The sequence below is a fragment of the Pseudomonas hefeiensis genome (assembly GCF_030687835.1).
Taxonomy (GTDB): Bacteria; Pseudomonadota; Gammaproteobacteria; order Pseudomonadales; family Pseudomonadaceae; genus Aquipseudomonas; species Aquipseudomonas hefeiensis.
Genome location: NZ_CP117449.1, coordinates 4,407,346 through 4,421,816, shown reverse-complemented (window position 1 = coordinate 4,421,816; position 14,471 = coordinate 4,407,346). Strand labels below are relative to the sequence as shown.

Sequence of the window (14,471 nt, the reverse complement as noted above, 5' to 3'; positions counted from 1 at the left end):
TGCGGTGGGTCAGTTACAGCTGTATTAACTGGTCCTGCGCATTCGCGAGCAAGCCCGCTCCCACAGGGGGACCTGTTGTGGGGGCCAGTCACTTCGGCCCGAGAATCTTCACCAGCTTGTCCGGCGACGGTGCGCCTTGCTGCTGTTGCAGTTCGCCCTTGTCATCCAGGTAGAAAATCGCCGGGGTGGCGGACAGTTCCAGCTCTTCCATCAACTGCAGGTTGGCGTCCAGTTTTGTCTGGATGGCCGGCGGTATGTTTTTGAGGGGTTTGAGCGCGCTGCCCTTGCCGGCCTTCTCGTGGTTTTCCAAGGCTTTCTCAGGGTCCTTGGCCGCCAGTAAGGCGGCGGATTTTCCTGGGCTGTCTTCGCGAATGATGCCCACCATGATGTGGCGCAACTGCACCTTGCCGGCCTTGACCCATGGCCGTGCCTGTTCCCAGAACATGTTGCAGTACGGGCAGTTCGGGTCACTGAACAGGTAGACGGTGCGCGGCGCGTCCTTGCTGCCGTCGGCGATCCAGTTACTTGTTTCCATCTTCCCCCAGATGGCTTTGGCCATCGGTGCATAGACCAGCTTTTGCAGCGGTTCGGCGCTCAGGTCCTTGCCGTCGGCGTCGTACAGGTTGCCCAGTAAAACGTGCTGGCCATCGGGTGTCAGGTACAGCGCCATCCCACGGTTCTGGTATTGCGCCGCATAACCACGCAACCCGTCCGGGGCTTCGAACGTGCCGACGATTTTCGCGCCTTTCGCTTCGATCTTCTTGATGGCCGCAGGCAGTTCTTCGGCCTGCAGCAACGGTGCCTGCGACAGCGCGGCGACGACGGCCAGGGTCAGCAGGTGGCGGAGGCGGGACATGGCGATTTCCTTGTGGCGGGGTGGGACGCCGTGGTCGAACCCGGCGTTTCAAAGTTTTCCAGGGCGCGGGCCAGGCTCGCTTCCGACAATTCGCCCAGGTGACTGCCCAGCAGGCGGCCGTCTGCACTGTAGAACAGCGTCGTGGGCAGGGCCATTGAACCAACGGCTTGACCGAGGCGACCACTGCCATCAAACAGTACGTTGTCCAGGCTCAAACCCTGGGTGGCGAGGAAAGTGCTGACGCTTTGCATGCTTTCGGCCTGGTTGACGAACAGGAACGTCAGGTCCGGGCGCTGCTGCTGGGCCTCTTCCAGTACGGGCATTTCGCGCCGGCAGGGCGGGCACCAGGTGGCCCAGAGGTTGATCACCAGAGGGCCGCCCTGGTAGTCGGTGAGTTTCACCGTCTCGCCGTCGGCGTTGCGCAGGTTGATTTCCGGCATTCGGGTGCCTTGTTCATAGATCGTCAATGACATCGTCGCCACCAGCCAGAACAGCAGGCCGCTGCCAACGCCGAAACCCAACGGCCGACGCAAGGCCGGTCGGTGCCGGGTCCACAGCAACGCGCCAATCACCAGCGCGACGATACCCGGCCAGGCCAGGAAACCGCCGTCGCGCAGGTCGACGATCTGCCACAGGTCATCCTGGTAATGATTCCAATAGGCGGCGACAAACCCGATCCGCGCGGCCAGAATCCCTAGCAAGAACAGTACGAACAGTACCGATTCGGGGTTCTCGCCCCCGCGCTTGGCTACTCGCCAGCCGACAAAGGTGGCCAGGGCCAGCGCGCTGATCAGCAACAGATGGTTAAGCGCAATGGCAAAAGTGCCCAGGGTGAACGTCAGCATCAGCGCGCATCCCGGGTGATGTTCCAGCGCTCCAGGAATTCCTTGGCATTGACTTCCCCGGTGATCCGCTGGCTGCGCCGCTCCTGACCGTCGGCGCCAATCCACAGCAGGCTGGGTGGTCCCGGCACTTGATAGCGGCCCAGCAGTTCACGACTGGCGGCATTGTCGGCGGTGACATCCAGACGCACCAGACGTACGTCTTTCAAGGCGTCCAGCACTTCGGCGCGGCCGAACACCTGTTTTTCCATGATCTTGCAGGACACGCACCAGTCGGCGTAGTAATCCAGCAGGACCCATTGGCCCTGGGCCTTGGCCGCATCCAGTTCCCGTTGCAGCGCGGCAGGCTCGCTGACCGTGATAAAGGCATCGTGGGCGCTGACGGCCGAGCTTTCCGAGGTGCCGGCATAGACCTTCAGGGGCTGGAAGAAATCATCGCCACCGCCCGCCGCGCCGATCACCAGCAGGCTGCCCCACACGCCGAACAGCAGCGACGCGCTGCCGCACACATAGGCTGTGCGACCGAAACCTTCGGTCTGACGCCAGGCGCTATAGGCGGCAATTAGCAGCAGCGTGCCCCACAGAGCGATCCACAGCGAGCCGTCAATGACCGGGCGAATCATCAGAATCGCGGTGCCCAGGAACAGGAAACCGAACACGCCCTTGAGCACATTCATCCAGGCGCCAGGTTTGGGCAGGAAACGATTGCCCACGGTCACCAATAGCAACAGCGGCAGGCCAATGCCGATGCCCATGGCGAACAGGATCAGCCCGCCGTGCACCGCATTGCCACTCTGGGCGATGTACAGCAGCGCACCGGCCAGCGGGGCGGTCATGCACGGGCCCACCAACAGGCCGGACAGCGCTCCGAGAATGCCGGCGCCCACCAGACTGCCGCCGCGGCGCTGGCGTCCGGCGCTTTCCAGGCGGTCGCGCAGGGCGGCGGGCAGTTGCAGTTCGAAGAAGCCGAACATGGGTAGCGCCAGCACGACGAATATCGCCGCGAAAGTACCCAGCAGCCACGGTTGCTGCAGCAGCGCTTGAAGGTTGGCCCCCAGCAGCGCGGCGATTACGCCCATGGCGGCATACACCAGGGCCATGCTGATCACGTAGCTGATGGCCAATGCCAATCCACGCCGCGGCCCCGCGCCGCTGCCCACCACCACCCCGGCCAGGATCGGCAACATGGGCAGCGAGCATGGTGTAAACGCCAGCAACAGGCCCAGGCCAAAGAACACCAGCAGGCTCCAGCCCAAGGCCCGTTGTTGCAGGCCGCTGGCCAGGGCCTGGTCCGGCGCCTCGCCACTGGCAATCGCTGGTGCGTTACCGCCCAGGTCTACCACTTGGGTCTGGGGTGGATAGCACAGGCCCGCGTCGGCGCAGCCCTGGAAGCCGACCTTGATCTTGCCGGTGGCGCCGGCGGGAATCTTCAGATCCAGCGCCTGGCGATACACCTGTTGATCGCCGAAAAACTCGTCGCTGTGGGCTTCACCTTCCGGCAGCTGCGGCTTTTGCGCCTCGGCAAGACCGTCGAATTTGAGTCGCTGCTGATACAGGTAGTAGCCGTCGGCGATCTGCCAGAACAACTGGGTTTCACCGGAGTCCAGGCGTTCGGAGGTAAACACGAATGCCTTTTCCACCGGTAGGAAATCGGTTTTGGTCTCGAAGGGATTGGCGGCCTGGGCCAGGCCCGAGATCAGCAGCAGCCACAGCAAAAACAATCGACGCATGGATAAAGCCTTAGAACGGAGCAAGTGGAATGCACGATGGCGACTGGCGATTAACCGTCGATTAACCCGGCGACGATCGGCAGGTAGCAATGATCGCCCATGTTTGCCGTACTCGTCGCATAATGTCGGCTTAATCGGCCGGCGGCCTAATGTACCTTTTTCCACGGGGCTTACCATGCACGTACTGGTCTGCGAAGACGATGAGTTGATCGCCAGCGGGATCGTCGCCGGTCTCACGGCCCAGGGCCTGACCGTCGAGCACGTCGCCACGGCCTCGGCGGCGCGGGCGATAGTCGGCGTGGCCAGGTTCGATGTCATGGTGCTGGACCTGGGGCTGCCCGACGAGGATGGCCTCAAATTACTGCGCCAATTGCGCCAGCAAGGCCTGGAGATACCGGTGCTGATCCTCACCGCCCGGGATTCGGTGACCGACCGGGTCGACGGCTTGCAGGCCGGTGCCGATGATTATTTGCTCAAGCCCTTCGATCTGCGTGAACTCGCAGCGCGCCTGCACACCTTGCTGCGGCGTGTGGCGGGGCGCAGCGTCAACCTGATCGAGCATGGCCGTCTGACTTACGACCCCAGCAGCCGGGAAACCACCCTGGGCGGACAGCCGGTGGACCTTTCCCGGCGTGAACAGTCACTGCTGCAGGCGCTATTGCACAGCCGCGGTCGGGTCCTGTCCACCGAGCAACTCAAGGACAGCGTCTACGGGTTCAACGACGAACTGGAAAGCAACGCCCTCAACGTCCATATCCATCACCTGCGACGCAAGCTCGGCAATGGCATTGTCGAGACGGTCCGCGGGCTGGGTTATCGGCTGGGGCCGGCCGATGACGGGGAGTCCTCCAAGTGATGAGCTTGCGATTGCGCCTGAGCCTGACCCTCGGCGCGGCCTTCGCCCTGATCTGGGCCCTGGCGGCGGCGTGGATGCTCAGTGATCTGCGCAACCAGATGATGTTTTCCCTGGACCAACGGCTGGTGGCTTCGGCGCGGATGGTCGCCGGGCTGCTGGAACAGATGCCGCCATTGCCCAGCAAGGGAGAAGGCACGCACCTGAGAACCGAGCAGTTGAGCATTCCGGGGGGTATGGCCTGCCAGGTCAGTTCCTTGCGGGGGGAGATCCTGGCCCGCAGCCATGGCACCCCGGACCAAACCCTGGAAGCCGAGAAGCTGGGCTTTCACGACCAGATGATCGACGGCGCGCCCTGGCGCAGTTTTACTCTGGCCCGGGGGGATTTGCGCATCACCACCGGCGACCGCCAGATCGAACGCGAAGCTTTGAACATGTCGGTACTGTTGGCGGCCTCGGTGCCGGTCGGCGTGGCGCTGCTGGGCTGCCTGTGTCTGTTGTGGCTGGGCATCGGCCAGGGCCTGGCACCGCTCAATCGCATGCGCGATGCGTTGATGCGACGCAATGCCGATTCCCTGGAGCCTTTGCAGATTCATCCGCTGCCCAGTGAACTGCGGCCGTTGCTGGAGACCCAGAACCAGCTGTTCCAGCGTATCGGCAAGACCATTGAGCGCGAGCGACGGCTGACCGGCGACGCCGCCCATGAGCTGCGCAGCCCATTGACGGCCATCAAGACTCACCTGCAAGTGGCGCGCATGACCGAGGGCGTCGCCCGCGATCAGTCCCTGGCCCGAGCCGAGGAGGGTGCCGACCGCTTGCACCGCACCCTCGAACAGTTGCTGTTGCTGGCCCGGGTCGAGGGCAGTCTGTCGTTCGACGATGGCGTGCAGTGCAACGCCGAGCAAGTGGCGCGACTGGCGATCCAGGATGCGACCGGCGGCGCTCCCCAGCGGATCAAGCTGCACCTGGCCCCCGAGGTCTCCGACGCGCCGGTGCAAATGCCGGCGGTGCTTTCCATCGCTGCCTTGCGCAATCTGCTGGACAACGCCTTGCGTCACACGCCGGACGATACTGAGGTGCAATTGAGCCTGGAAATGATTGGCCAGCGCGTGCGCTTTCAGGTTCGCGATCATGGTCCCGGCATAGACGCCGACGACATCCAGTACCTGACCCAGCGCTTCTGGCGCAACGGCCAGAGCACCGGCTGCGGGTTGGGGTTGGCGATCGTCCAGGCGATCGTCCAGCGCTGCGGTTGCGGTCTGCATTTCGACAGCCGTCCGGACGGATTGCGGGTTGAATTGACGATGCCGGTGCAGGTTGGTTAACCCCTCGTAGGAGCCGTCCACCGGGGAGCTGTATACATCCGTTGTAACGACCTGCCATTGGCGCACCCACCTCATCCGGGTCTATGTTTTTTTCAGCTCGACTCAAGGACTGAGGAAAACCGTGCCATGGAACCACTCATTGAAATCAGCACCGCAACACCCAGCGATGCCGGCATCATCAGCCGGATCGCCGAACGCTCCATTCGCCTCGGATGTGCCGCCGAACACCGTAACGACCCGCGCATCGTGGCGGCCTGGACGCGCCGCAACACCCTCGCCCAAATACAGCCTTTACTGCTCGACCCAAGGTTACGTCTGACCCTGGCGCGTTTGCAGGGGCGGTTGGTGGGCACCGCCATGGCTTCGGTCTGCGGCCGGATCGCCTTCTGCTATGTGCAACCGGAATGGTTTCGCCGCGGTGCCGGGCGAGCGCTGGTGCGGGACATCGAGGGGTGGTTGCGCGATCGCGGGGTCGTCCAGGTGACCCTCAACAGCACGCGCAGCAGCCACGGGTTCTATCGACACCTGGGGTTCAAGCAAAGCGCCGAGGCTTTCGCCATCGGCGGTGTCACCGCCATTGCCATGCACAAACCACTGGTCGAGCCTGCGGGGGAAAGTTCGGTTCGAGAGTAAATCCTTGCCGCGCCGGTGCGTTTCCACAACAGGAAACCTGCACGTGCGCCCCAACCGGATGCGCACCTGTCCGGGGTGCCATTTGGGTCACTACTACAGTGTATTGCGGGGTCGAGAGATGTCAGTCGCCAATAGTCTTATCGAAGCACAGCCGGCGCGGGTCAGTTGCGCGCCGACCGAGATGCTCTACCAATTCAACGAATCGCCGCTGCTGGCCCGCCAGAGCCGGCAGGAGTCCAACGCCCGCAGCTATCCACGGCGCATTCCCTTGGCCCTCAAGCGCGCCAGGGGCCTGTATGTCGAGGACGTCGAGGGCCGCACTTTCATCGACTGCCTGGCCGGGGCCGGCACTCTGGCGCTGGGGCATAACCATCCGGTGGTGATCGAGGCGATCCAGCAGGTGCTAAGCGATGAGTTGCCTTTACATACCCTGGACCTGACCACGCCGGTCAAGGATCGCTTCGTCCAGGACCTGTTCGGCCTGTTGCCGGCGGACCTTGCCGCCGAGGCGAAGATCCAGTTCTGCGGCCCCACCGGTACTGACGCGGTGGAAGCCGCCCTCAAACTGGTACGCACGGCCACCGGGCGCAGCACCGTGCTGTCGTTCCAGGGCGGTTATCACGGCATGAGCCAGGGTGCGCTGAGCCTGATGGGCAGCCTGGGGCCGAAAAAACCCTTGGGCGCCTTGCTCGGTAACGGCGTGCAGTTCATGCCTTACCCCTACGATTACCGCTGTCCATTCGGTTTGGGCGGTGCCTTGGGGGTGAAGGCCAATCTGCATTATCTGGAAAACCTGTTGACTGACCCCGAGGCCGGCGTGCAATTGCCGGCGGCAGTGATCGTCGAGGTGGTGCAGGGCGAGGGTGGGGTCATCCCGGCCGATCTGGATTGGCTGCGCGGATTGCGGCGCATCACCGAGCAGGCGGGCGTGGCGCTGATCGTCGACGAGATCCAGAGTGGTTTTGGCCGCACCGGCAAAATGTTCGCGTTCGAACATGCCGGCATCATTCCAGATGTGGTGGTGCTGTCCAAGGCCATTGGCGGCAGCCTGCCGCTGGCGGTGGTGGTCTATCGTGACTGGCTCGACACCTGGCTGCCGGGAGCCCACGCCGGGACCTTCCGTGGCAATCAAATGGCCATGGCCGCCGGTTCTGCGGTGATGCGTTATCTGGTGGAACACAACCTGCCGGCCCACGCCAGCGCCATGGGCGATCGCTTGAGCGAACACCTGTACGTCCTGCAGCGGGATTTTGCGCAGCTGGGCGATATCCGTGGTCGCGGGCTGATGCTTGGCGTCGAACTGGTTGACCCGGCCGGGACGCCGGATGCCTTGGGTCACCCGCCAGTCAACGCATCTCTGGCGCCACGGTTGCAACGTGAATGCCTCAAGCGTGGGTTGATCCTGGAGTTGGGTGGCCGACAGGGCGGCGTGGTGCGGTTCCTGCCGCCGCTGATCATCACGGCGGCGGAAATCGACCGGGTTGCCGAGATTTTCGCACGTGCCTTGAAGGCTGCCGTTGCCCAAAGCTAATTTTCACCCGGCTCCAAACGTTCCTTTCATACCCTGGCTGCGTACGCACCGCAGTGAACCTCGAGCAAAGATGGAGAGACACCCATGACTTCAGTATTCGACCGCGAGGACATCGTTTTTCAGGTCGTGGTCAACCACGAAGAACAGTATTCGATCTGGCCTGACTACAAGGCCATCCCTGAAGGTTGGCGTGCCATTGGAAAAAGTGGCTTCAAGAAGGACTGCCTGGCTTACATCGAAGAAGTCTGGACTGACATGCGCCCGTTGAGCCTGCGCAAGAAAATGGACGAGCAGGTGGCTGTGGTTCATTAATGCAGAAATTCTGAAAAAACCCCTAACCCCTGTGGGAGCGGGCTTGCTCGCGAAAGCGGTCTGTCTGTCAATCAAGTATTAGCTGACACTCCGCTTTCGCGAGCAAGCCCGCTCCCACAGGGTTTTGTGTTGTTGCGGGTTACTTGAACCGCCGCTCCACCCCTTTCTCCACCAGGATCTTCGCCGAAATCTCTTCCACGGAAAAATGCGTGGAGTTGATGTGGGGAATGTTCTCCCGCCGGAACAGGTTTTCCACCTCGCGCACTTCAAATTCGCACTGGGCGTAGCTCGAATAGCGGCTGTTGGGTTTGCGCTCGTTGCGAATCGCCGTAAGTCGGTCCGGATCGATGGTCAGGCCGAACAGCTTGTGCTGGTGGGCGCGCAGGGCGCTGGGCAGTTGCAGGCGCTCCATGTCGTCTTCGGTCAGCGGATAGTTGGCCGCGCGGATACCAAATTGCATTGCCATGTACAGGCACGTCGGCGTCTTACCACAGCGCGACACGCCCACTAGGATCAAATCGGCCTTGTCGTAATAATGCGTACGGGCGCCGTCATCGTTGTCCAGGGCGAAGTTGACCGCCTCGATCCGCTCCATGTAGTTGGAGTTATGACCAATGGAATGGGACTTGCCGACCGAGTAGGACGAATGCTCGCTCAGTTCCTGTTCCAGGGGCGCCAGGAAGGTGGAAAAAATGTCGATCATGAAACCATTGGACGTTGCGAGAATCTCACGGATGTCCTGATTGACGATGGTATCGAAGATAATCGGGCGGAAACCGTCGGTTTCGGCGGCTTTATTGATTTGCTGTACCATGGCCCGGGCCTTGTCGACGTTGTCGATGTAGGGGCGGGTCAGCTTGGCGAAGGTAATGTTTTCGAATTGCGCCAACAGGCTTTGGCCCAGTGTTTCGGCCGTGATGCCGGTGCCGTCGGAGATAAAGAAAGCAGATCGTTTCATTTGCGCCTTGGGCCCTAGTGAGCTAGTGACGATTCTTGGATATGATAGGCGCGATTTGCCGGCCGCCAGTGGCCCGCATTCTCACTTATTTTCCAGGTCCAGGCCATATCGCCGGTATTTGCTCCCCTGGAGCTGCCGGTGCCTTGAGCTTTTCCAACACAGTTAGTGGAGAGATCACCTTGGTAGAGTACGTAGTTTCCCTCGATAAGCTCGGCGTCCATGATGTAGAGCATGTGGGGGGCAAGAACGCATCCCTGGGCGAGATGATCAGTAACCTCGCCGGTGCCGGCGTATCGGTGCCAGGTGGCTTCGCCACGACAGCTCAGGCTTATCGTGATTTTCTGGAACTGAGCGGCCTGAACCAACAGATCCACGACGCGCTCGATGCCCTGGACGTCGATGACGTCAATGCCCTGGCCAAGACCGGCGCCCAGATCCGCCAGTGGATCATGGACGCCGAGTTTCCCGAGAAGCTGAACGCCGAGATCCGCACGGCCTTCGCCAAATTGTCCGAAGGCAATCCCGACATTGCCGTTGCCGTGCGCTCCTCGGCTACCGCCGAAGACCTGCCGGATGCTTCCTTCGCCGGCCAGCAGGAAACCTTCCTGAACATCCGTGGCGTGGAAAACGTCATCCGTGCCGCCAAGGAAGTCTTCGCCTCTCTCTTTAACGACCGTGCCATTTCCTACCGTGTACACCAGGGCTTCGACCACAAGCTGGTCGCCCTGTCTGCCGGTGTGCAGCGCATGGTCCGCTCGGAAACCGGCACCGCCGGGGTGATGTTCACCCTCGACACCGAGTCGGGTTTCCGTGACGTGGTATTCATCACCGGCGCCTACGGCCTGGGTGAAACCGTCGTACAAGGCGCGGTGAACCCGGATGAGTTCTATGTCCATAAAGGCACGCTGGAAGCCGGCCGTCCGGCCATCTTGCGCCGTAACCTGGGCAGCAAGGCCATCAAGATGGTCTACGGCGACGAAGCCAAGGCTGGTCGTTCGGTCAAGACCGTCGATGTGGACAAGGCCGAGCGTGCGCGCTTCTGCCTGAGCGACGCTGAAGTCAGCGAGCTGGCCAAGCAGGCGATGATCATCGAGAAGCACTACAAGTGCCCGATGGACATCGAATGGGCCAAGGACGGTGACGACGGCAAGCTGTATATCGTGCAAGCCCGTCCGGAAACCGTGAAGAGCCGTACCCAGGCCAATGTCATGGAGCGCTACCTGCTCAAGGAAACCGGCACCGTGCTGGTGGAAGGCCGTGCCATCGGCCAGCGCATCGGCGCCGGCAAGGTACGGATCATCAAGGACGTTTCGGAGATGGATAAGGTCCAGGCCGGCGATGTGCTGGTTTCCGACATGACCGACCCGGACTGGGAACCGGTGATGAAGCGCGCCAGCGCCATCGTCACCAACCGCGGGGGGCGTACCTGCCACGCGGCGATCATCGCCCGTGAACTGGGCATCCCGGCCGTAGTCGGTTGCGGCAACGCCACCCAACTGCTCAAGGACGGCCAGGGCGTCACCGTGTCCTGCGCCGAAGGCGATACCGGCTATATCTTCGAAGGCGAACTGGGCTTCGACATCAAGAAGAACTCCGTGGACGCCATGCCGGACCTGCCGTTCAAGATCATGATGAACGTCGGCAACCCGGATCGCGCCTTTGACTTCGCGCAACTGCCAAACGCCGGCGTGGGCCTCGCCCGTCTGGAGTTCATCATCAACCGCATGATCGGCGTACACCCCAAGGCGTTGCTGAACTACGACGGTTTGCCGCCGGAGATCAAGGACAGCGTCGACAAACGCATTGCCGGCTACAACGATCCGGTCGGTTTCTACGTCGAGAAGCTGGTGGAAGGCATCAGCACCCTGGCGGCTGCGTTCTGGCCGAAAAAGGTCATCGTGCGTCTGTCGGACTTCAAGTCCAATGAATACGCCAACCTGATCGGCGGCAAGCTGTACGAGCCGGAAGAAGAAAACCCGATGCTGGGCTTCCGTGGCGCTTCGCGCTACATCAGCGAGTCGTTCCGTGACTGCTTCGAGCTCGAGTGCCGCGCCCTCAAGCGTGTGCGCAACGAGATGGGCCTGACCAACGTCGAAATCATGGTGCCGTTCGTGCGCACCCTGGGCGAAGCGAGCCAGGTTGTCGACCTGCTGGCGGAAAACGGCCTGGCCCGTGGCGACAACGGTCTGCGCGTGATCATGATGTGCGAGCTGCCATCCAACGCGATCCTCGCTGAAGAGTTCCTTGAGTTCTTCGACGGTTTCTCCATCGGCTCCAACGACCTGACCCAGTTGACCCTGGGCCTGGACCGTGACTCCGGCATCATTGCGCACCTGTTCGACGAGCGGAACCCGGCGGTCAAGAAGCTGCTGGCCAATGCCATTGCCGCCTGCAACAAGGCCGGCAAGTACATCGGTATCTGCGGTCAGGGCCCTTCGGACCACCCGGACCTGGCCAAGTGGCTGATGGAGCAGGGCATCGAAAGCGTTTCGTTGAACCCCGACTCCGTACTGGAGACCTGGTTCTTCCTGGCTGAGGGTCAGGCTGCGGTCTGATCGAGTGAAGGGGCCTAACCGGCTGATGTCAGTCGGTTAAGCGCAACCCTTGTGGGAGCGGGCTTGCTCGCGAAAGCGGTGTGTCAGACAACATCAATGTTGACTGTTCCACCGTCTTCGCGAGCAAGCCCGCTCCCACTGGTTGTGCGGCTTGACCCATAGGCCCCTTTTGATTGAAGTAGGGCGGGCTCCAGGCGGATGCCGCCCTTTTTTGTGCAAGAGCATTATGCAAAGCAGCAGCAAGCTTTTTCCTGTCGCCCTGATCAGCGCCGAGCGGCGTGGTGATCTGAGCGAAGACGTCTATCGTCTGAAGCCCGGCAACAGTCCGGACTACAGCGTTGAACTGGCCATCACCCGATTGGGTTTGGCCGACGGCAGCGAGGTTCGCGGCATTCCCGTGATCCTGCTGCACGGCAGTTTTTCCAACCGGCGCTTCTGGTATTCGCCCAAGGGCTTGGGCCTGGGGGCCTATCTTGCGCGGCTGGGCTTTGACGTGTGGATTCCCGAGATGCGTGGCCATGGCCTGTCCCAGCGCAATCATGACTACCGCAAGAACCGCGTCGCCGATTACGCTCGTTACGACCTGCCGGCCATTGGCGCCTTCGTGCGTGAGCAAAGCGGGCAGGTGCCACACTGGATCGGTCACTCCCTGGGTGGCATCACCCTGGCGGCGGCGTTGGGCGGCCACTACCTGGGCGAACCGGCTGTGGCTTCGGCGGCATTTTTTGGCACCCAGGTCAGCCGCACCTACTGGCCGCTGAAAATCCCGCCGGTGGAATGGAGCGGGCGTTTCATCCTCAAGCGTTTTGCCCAATTGTCCGGTTCACGGCTCAAGCGCGGCCCGGAGGACGAGCCTATCGGCCTAGCCCTGGAGAGCATGCGCTGGTATGGCTTGTTCGGGCGTTTCGGTGATGCCGAGAAGAACTGGTGGGCGGGGCTGGCCGATGTGCGGGTGCCGGTGCTGGCGGTGAGCGCGGCCGGCGATCAGCAGGACCCAACCTGGGCTTGCCGCAAACTCTTTGAACAGATTGGCTCCGAGCACAAGCAGTTTGTCTGCCTGGGCCGGGAGCAGGGCTTCAACGACAATTTCGGCCATGTCGAGATGCTGGTCAGCAAAGCGGCCCACGCTGAGGTCTGGCCGCTGGTGGCGCGCTGGCTGGCGGATCAGCACGAACCGTTGCTGGCAGATCCATCCCGGCTGGCCGAGGCGGTTTGAAGCGAAGGCTCTGACAAGGGCATTTCGCTCTTCTCGGCTTGCGGCTAAGATATGACGCGATACGCGGTTCCGGTCACAAACGGTTGCTCACTCAGCCTGACGTTCCAGCCTTTACAGGAGTTGTTCAATGAACCATTACCTCACGCCCGACCTGTGCGACGCCTACCCGGAGTTGGTGCAAGTGTTGGAGCCGATGTTCAGCAATTTTGGCGGCCGCGATTCCTTCGGTGGCGAAATCGTGACCATCAAGTGCTTCGAGGACAACTCCCTGGTCAAGGAGCAGGTGGAACTCAAGGGAAACGGCAAAGTGTTGGTGGTCGATGGCGGCGGCTCGCTGCGCCGGGCATTGCTGGGTGACATGCTGGCCGAGAAAGCCGCGAAAAACGGTTGGGAAGGGTTGGTGATTTACGGCTGCATCCGCGACGTCGACGTCATCGCCCAGACAGACCTCGGTGTCCAGGCCCTGGCCAGCCATCCAATGAAAACCGACAAGCGTGGCATCGGCGATCTCAATGTCGCGGTGACCTTCGCCGGCGTGACGTTTCGTCCAGGCGAGTATGTCTATGCGGACAACAACGGTGTGATTGTTTCGCCAAGCCCGCTGAAAATGCCTGAATGAAGCGTCAATGCCATAAGGGATGAGGATGTTCGAGGAAGAAAACGCGCAATGGGGGCTGGTGCATGCCCTGGTGCTGGACGGTATTGGTGGCGCGCGTTCGATAGCCCGGACAGAACTCGACGATTTGCAGCTACAGGCCCACGAAAGCCTGTGGCTGCACTGGGATCGCAGTCACCCGCAAACCCACACCTGGCTACGCAAGTCCAGTGGTCTGAGCGAATTCAACTGCGACCTGCTGCTGGAGGAGAACACCCGGCCGCGCCTGTTGCCGTTGCCCAACGCCGAGTTGCTGCTGTTTCTGCGCGGCATCAATCTCAACCCGGGCGCTGAACCTGAGGACATGGTGTCGGTGCGGATCTTCGCGTCCGCCCAGCGAGTCATCTCCCTGCGCCTGCGTCCGTTGCGCGCCACCGATGAACTATTGACGCAACTGGCCGAGGGCAAGGGGCCAAGGACCGCGTCGGAACTCATCCTTTATATGGCGCAGTACCTGACCAACAAGGTGCAGGATCTGGTCACCCAGCTCTCGGAAATCGTCGATGGCGAAGAAGAAAAAATCGATACCGACGAACGGTATACCCCCGAGCATGATGCCATTTTGCACATTCGTAGAAGGGCGGCCGGGCTGAAGCGGTTCCTGGCACCACAGCGGGATATTTTCGGCCAGATGACCCGGCTCAAACTGCCGTGGTTTGTCGAAGATGATGGCGACTACTGGAACGAATTGAACAACAGCCTGACCCGCTACCTCGAAGAGCTGGAATTGACTCGAGAGCGCGTGGGGCTTGTGCTGGAGGCCGAGGACCGGCGTCTGTCTGTGCGCATGAATCGCACCATGTACCGCTTTGGCATCATCACCGGGATTTTCCTGCCGATGAGTTTTCTCACCGGTCTTTTGGGCATCAATGTCGGCGGCATTCCGTTCTCCGAAAGCCCTTATGGCTTCCTGGTTGCATGCCTGTTGATGGTCGGCGTGGCCCTGGGTCAGTGGTGGTTATTCCGCCGTTTGCGCTGGGTTTGACGGAGCGCCATGTGACCCGC

At 61.7% G+C, this 14,471-nt stretch carries 13 protein-coding genes; 9 read left to right on the top strand and 4 right to left on the bottom strand.

The genetic code is table 11. The features are described 5' to 3' along the window. Positions 1 to 88: 88 nt before the first annotated feature. From dsbG to dsbD, 3 genes are read right to left on the bottom strand one after another with little or no spacing between them, the layout of a single operon-like run. A complete protein-coding gene (dsbG, locus tag PSH57_RS19840) occupies positions 89 to 856 on the bottom strand; it encodes a thiol:disulfide interchange protein DsbG (protein WP_305385013.1) in 768 nt (255 codons plus the stop codon). Further along, the gene (locus PSH57_RS19835; protein ID WP_305385012.1) at positions 832 to 1,701 is read right to left on the bottom strand and encodes a TlpA disulfide reductase family protein; all 870 of its coding nucleotides are present in this window, start codon (positions 1,699 to 1,701) and stop codon (positions 832 to 834) included. The genes dsbG and PSH57_RS19835 overlap by 25 nt, the downstream gene beginning before the upstream one ends. After that, positions 1,701 to 3,428 carry a protein-disulfide reductase DsbD gene (gene dsbD, locus PSH57_RS19830; RefSeq protein ID WP_305385011.1) on the bottom strand — a complete coding sequence of 576 codons (1,728 nt, stop codon included), beginning with the start codon at positions 3,426 to 3,428 and terminating at the stop codon, positions 1,701 to 1,703. The genes PSH57_RS19835 and dsbD overlap by 1 nt, the downstream gene beginning before the upstream one ends. 175 nt (positions 3,429 to 3,603) lie before the next feature. Here dsbD and PSH57_RS19825 point away from each other — a divergent pair, with 175 nt between their 5' ends. From PSH57_RS19825 to PSH57_RS19805, 5 genes are all read left to right on the top strand, one after another. Further along, a complete protein-coding gene (locus tag PSH57_RS19825) occupies positions 3,604 to 4,284 on the top strand; it encodes a response regulator (protein ID WP_256230303.1) in 681 nt (226 codons plus the stop codon). After that, the gene (locus tag PSH57_RS19820) at positions 4,281 to 5,606 is read left to right on the top strand and encodes an ATP-binding protein (RefSeq protein ID WP_305444712.1); all 1,326 of its coding nucleotides are present in this window, start codon (positions 4,281 to 4,283) and stop codon (positions 5,604 to 5,606) included. Before PSH57_RS19825 ends, PSH57_RS19820 begins: the two co-directional genes overlap by 4 nt. Before the next feature lie 126 nt (positions 5,607 to 5,732). Then, positions 5,733 to 6,239, top strand: coding sequence for a GNAT family N-acetyltransferase (locus tag PSH57_RS19815; RefSeq protein ID WP_305385009.1), 507 nt, complete (start codon positions 5,733 to 5,735; stop codon positions 6,237 to 6,239). Between the two features lie 118 nt (positions 6,240 to 6,357). Then, positions 6,358 to 7,770 (top strand): aspartate aminotransferase family protein, encoded by a 1,413-nt coding sequence (locus PSH57_RS19810; RefSeq protein WP_305385008.1) that lies wholly within the window; start codon positions 6,358 to 6,360, stop codon positions 7,768 to 7,770. Positions 7,771 to 7,854: 84 nt separating this feature from the next. Further along, positions 7,855 to 8,082 carry an MbtH family protein gene (locus PSH57_RS19805; RefSeq protein WP_305385007.1) on the top strand — a complete coding sequence of 76 codons (228 nt, stop codon included), beginning with the start codon at positions 7,855 to 7,857 and terminating at the stop codon, positions 8,080 to 8,082. Positions 8,083 to 8,221: 139 nt separating this feature from the next. Here PSH57_RS19805 and ppsR read toward each other — a convergent pair whose 3' ends face one another. Then, entirely contained in the window at positions 8,222 to 9,040 is an 819-nt protein-coding gene (gene ppsR / locus PSH57_RS19800; RefSeq protein ID WP_230149764.1) for a posphoenolpyruvate synthetase regulatory kinase/phosphorylase PpsR, read from the bottom strand. Positions 9,041 to 9,219: 179 nt separating this feature from the next. On the opposite strand from ppsR, the gene ppsA reads away from it, so the two are divergent. From ppsA to PSH57_RS19780, 4 genes are all read left to right on the top strand, one after another. Next, entirely contained in the window at positions 9,220 to 11,595 is a 2,376-nt protein-coding gene (gene ppsA, locus PSH57_RS19795) for a phosphoenolpyruvate synthase (protein WP_305385003.1), read from the top strand. 226 nt (positions 11,596 to 11,821) lie between these two features. Further along, positions 11,822 to 12,811 (top strand): alpha/beta fold hydrolase, encoded by a 990-nt coding sequence (locus PSH57_RS19790; RefSeq protein WP_305385002.1) that lies wholly within the window; start codon positions 11,822 to 11,824, stop codon positions 12,809 to 12,811. A gap of 127 nt (positions 12,812 to 12,938) precedes the next feature. Then, positions 12,939 to 13,430, top strand: a complete 492-nt coding sequence (gene rraA / locus PSH57_RS19785; RefSeq protein WP_047227142.1) for a ribonuclease E activity regulator RraA — start codon at positions 12,939 to 12,941, stop codon at positions 13,428 to 13,430. A gap of 25 nt (positions 13,431 to 13,455) precedes the next feature. Next, complete coding sequence (locus tag PSH57_RS19780) at positions 13,456 to 14,451, top strand: zinc transporter ZntB (RefSeq protein WP_305385001.1); 996 nt, start codon at positions 13,456 to 13,458, stop codon at positions 14,449 to 14,451. The last annotated feature ends 20 nt before the right edge of the window (positions 14,452 to 14,471 follow it).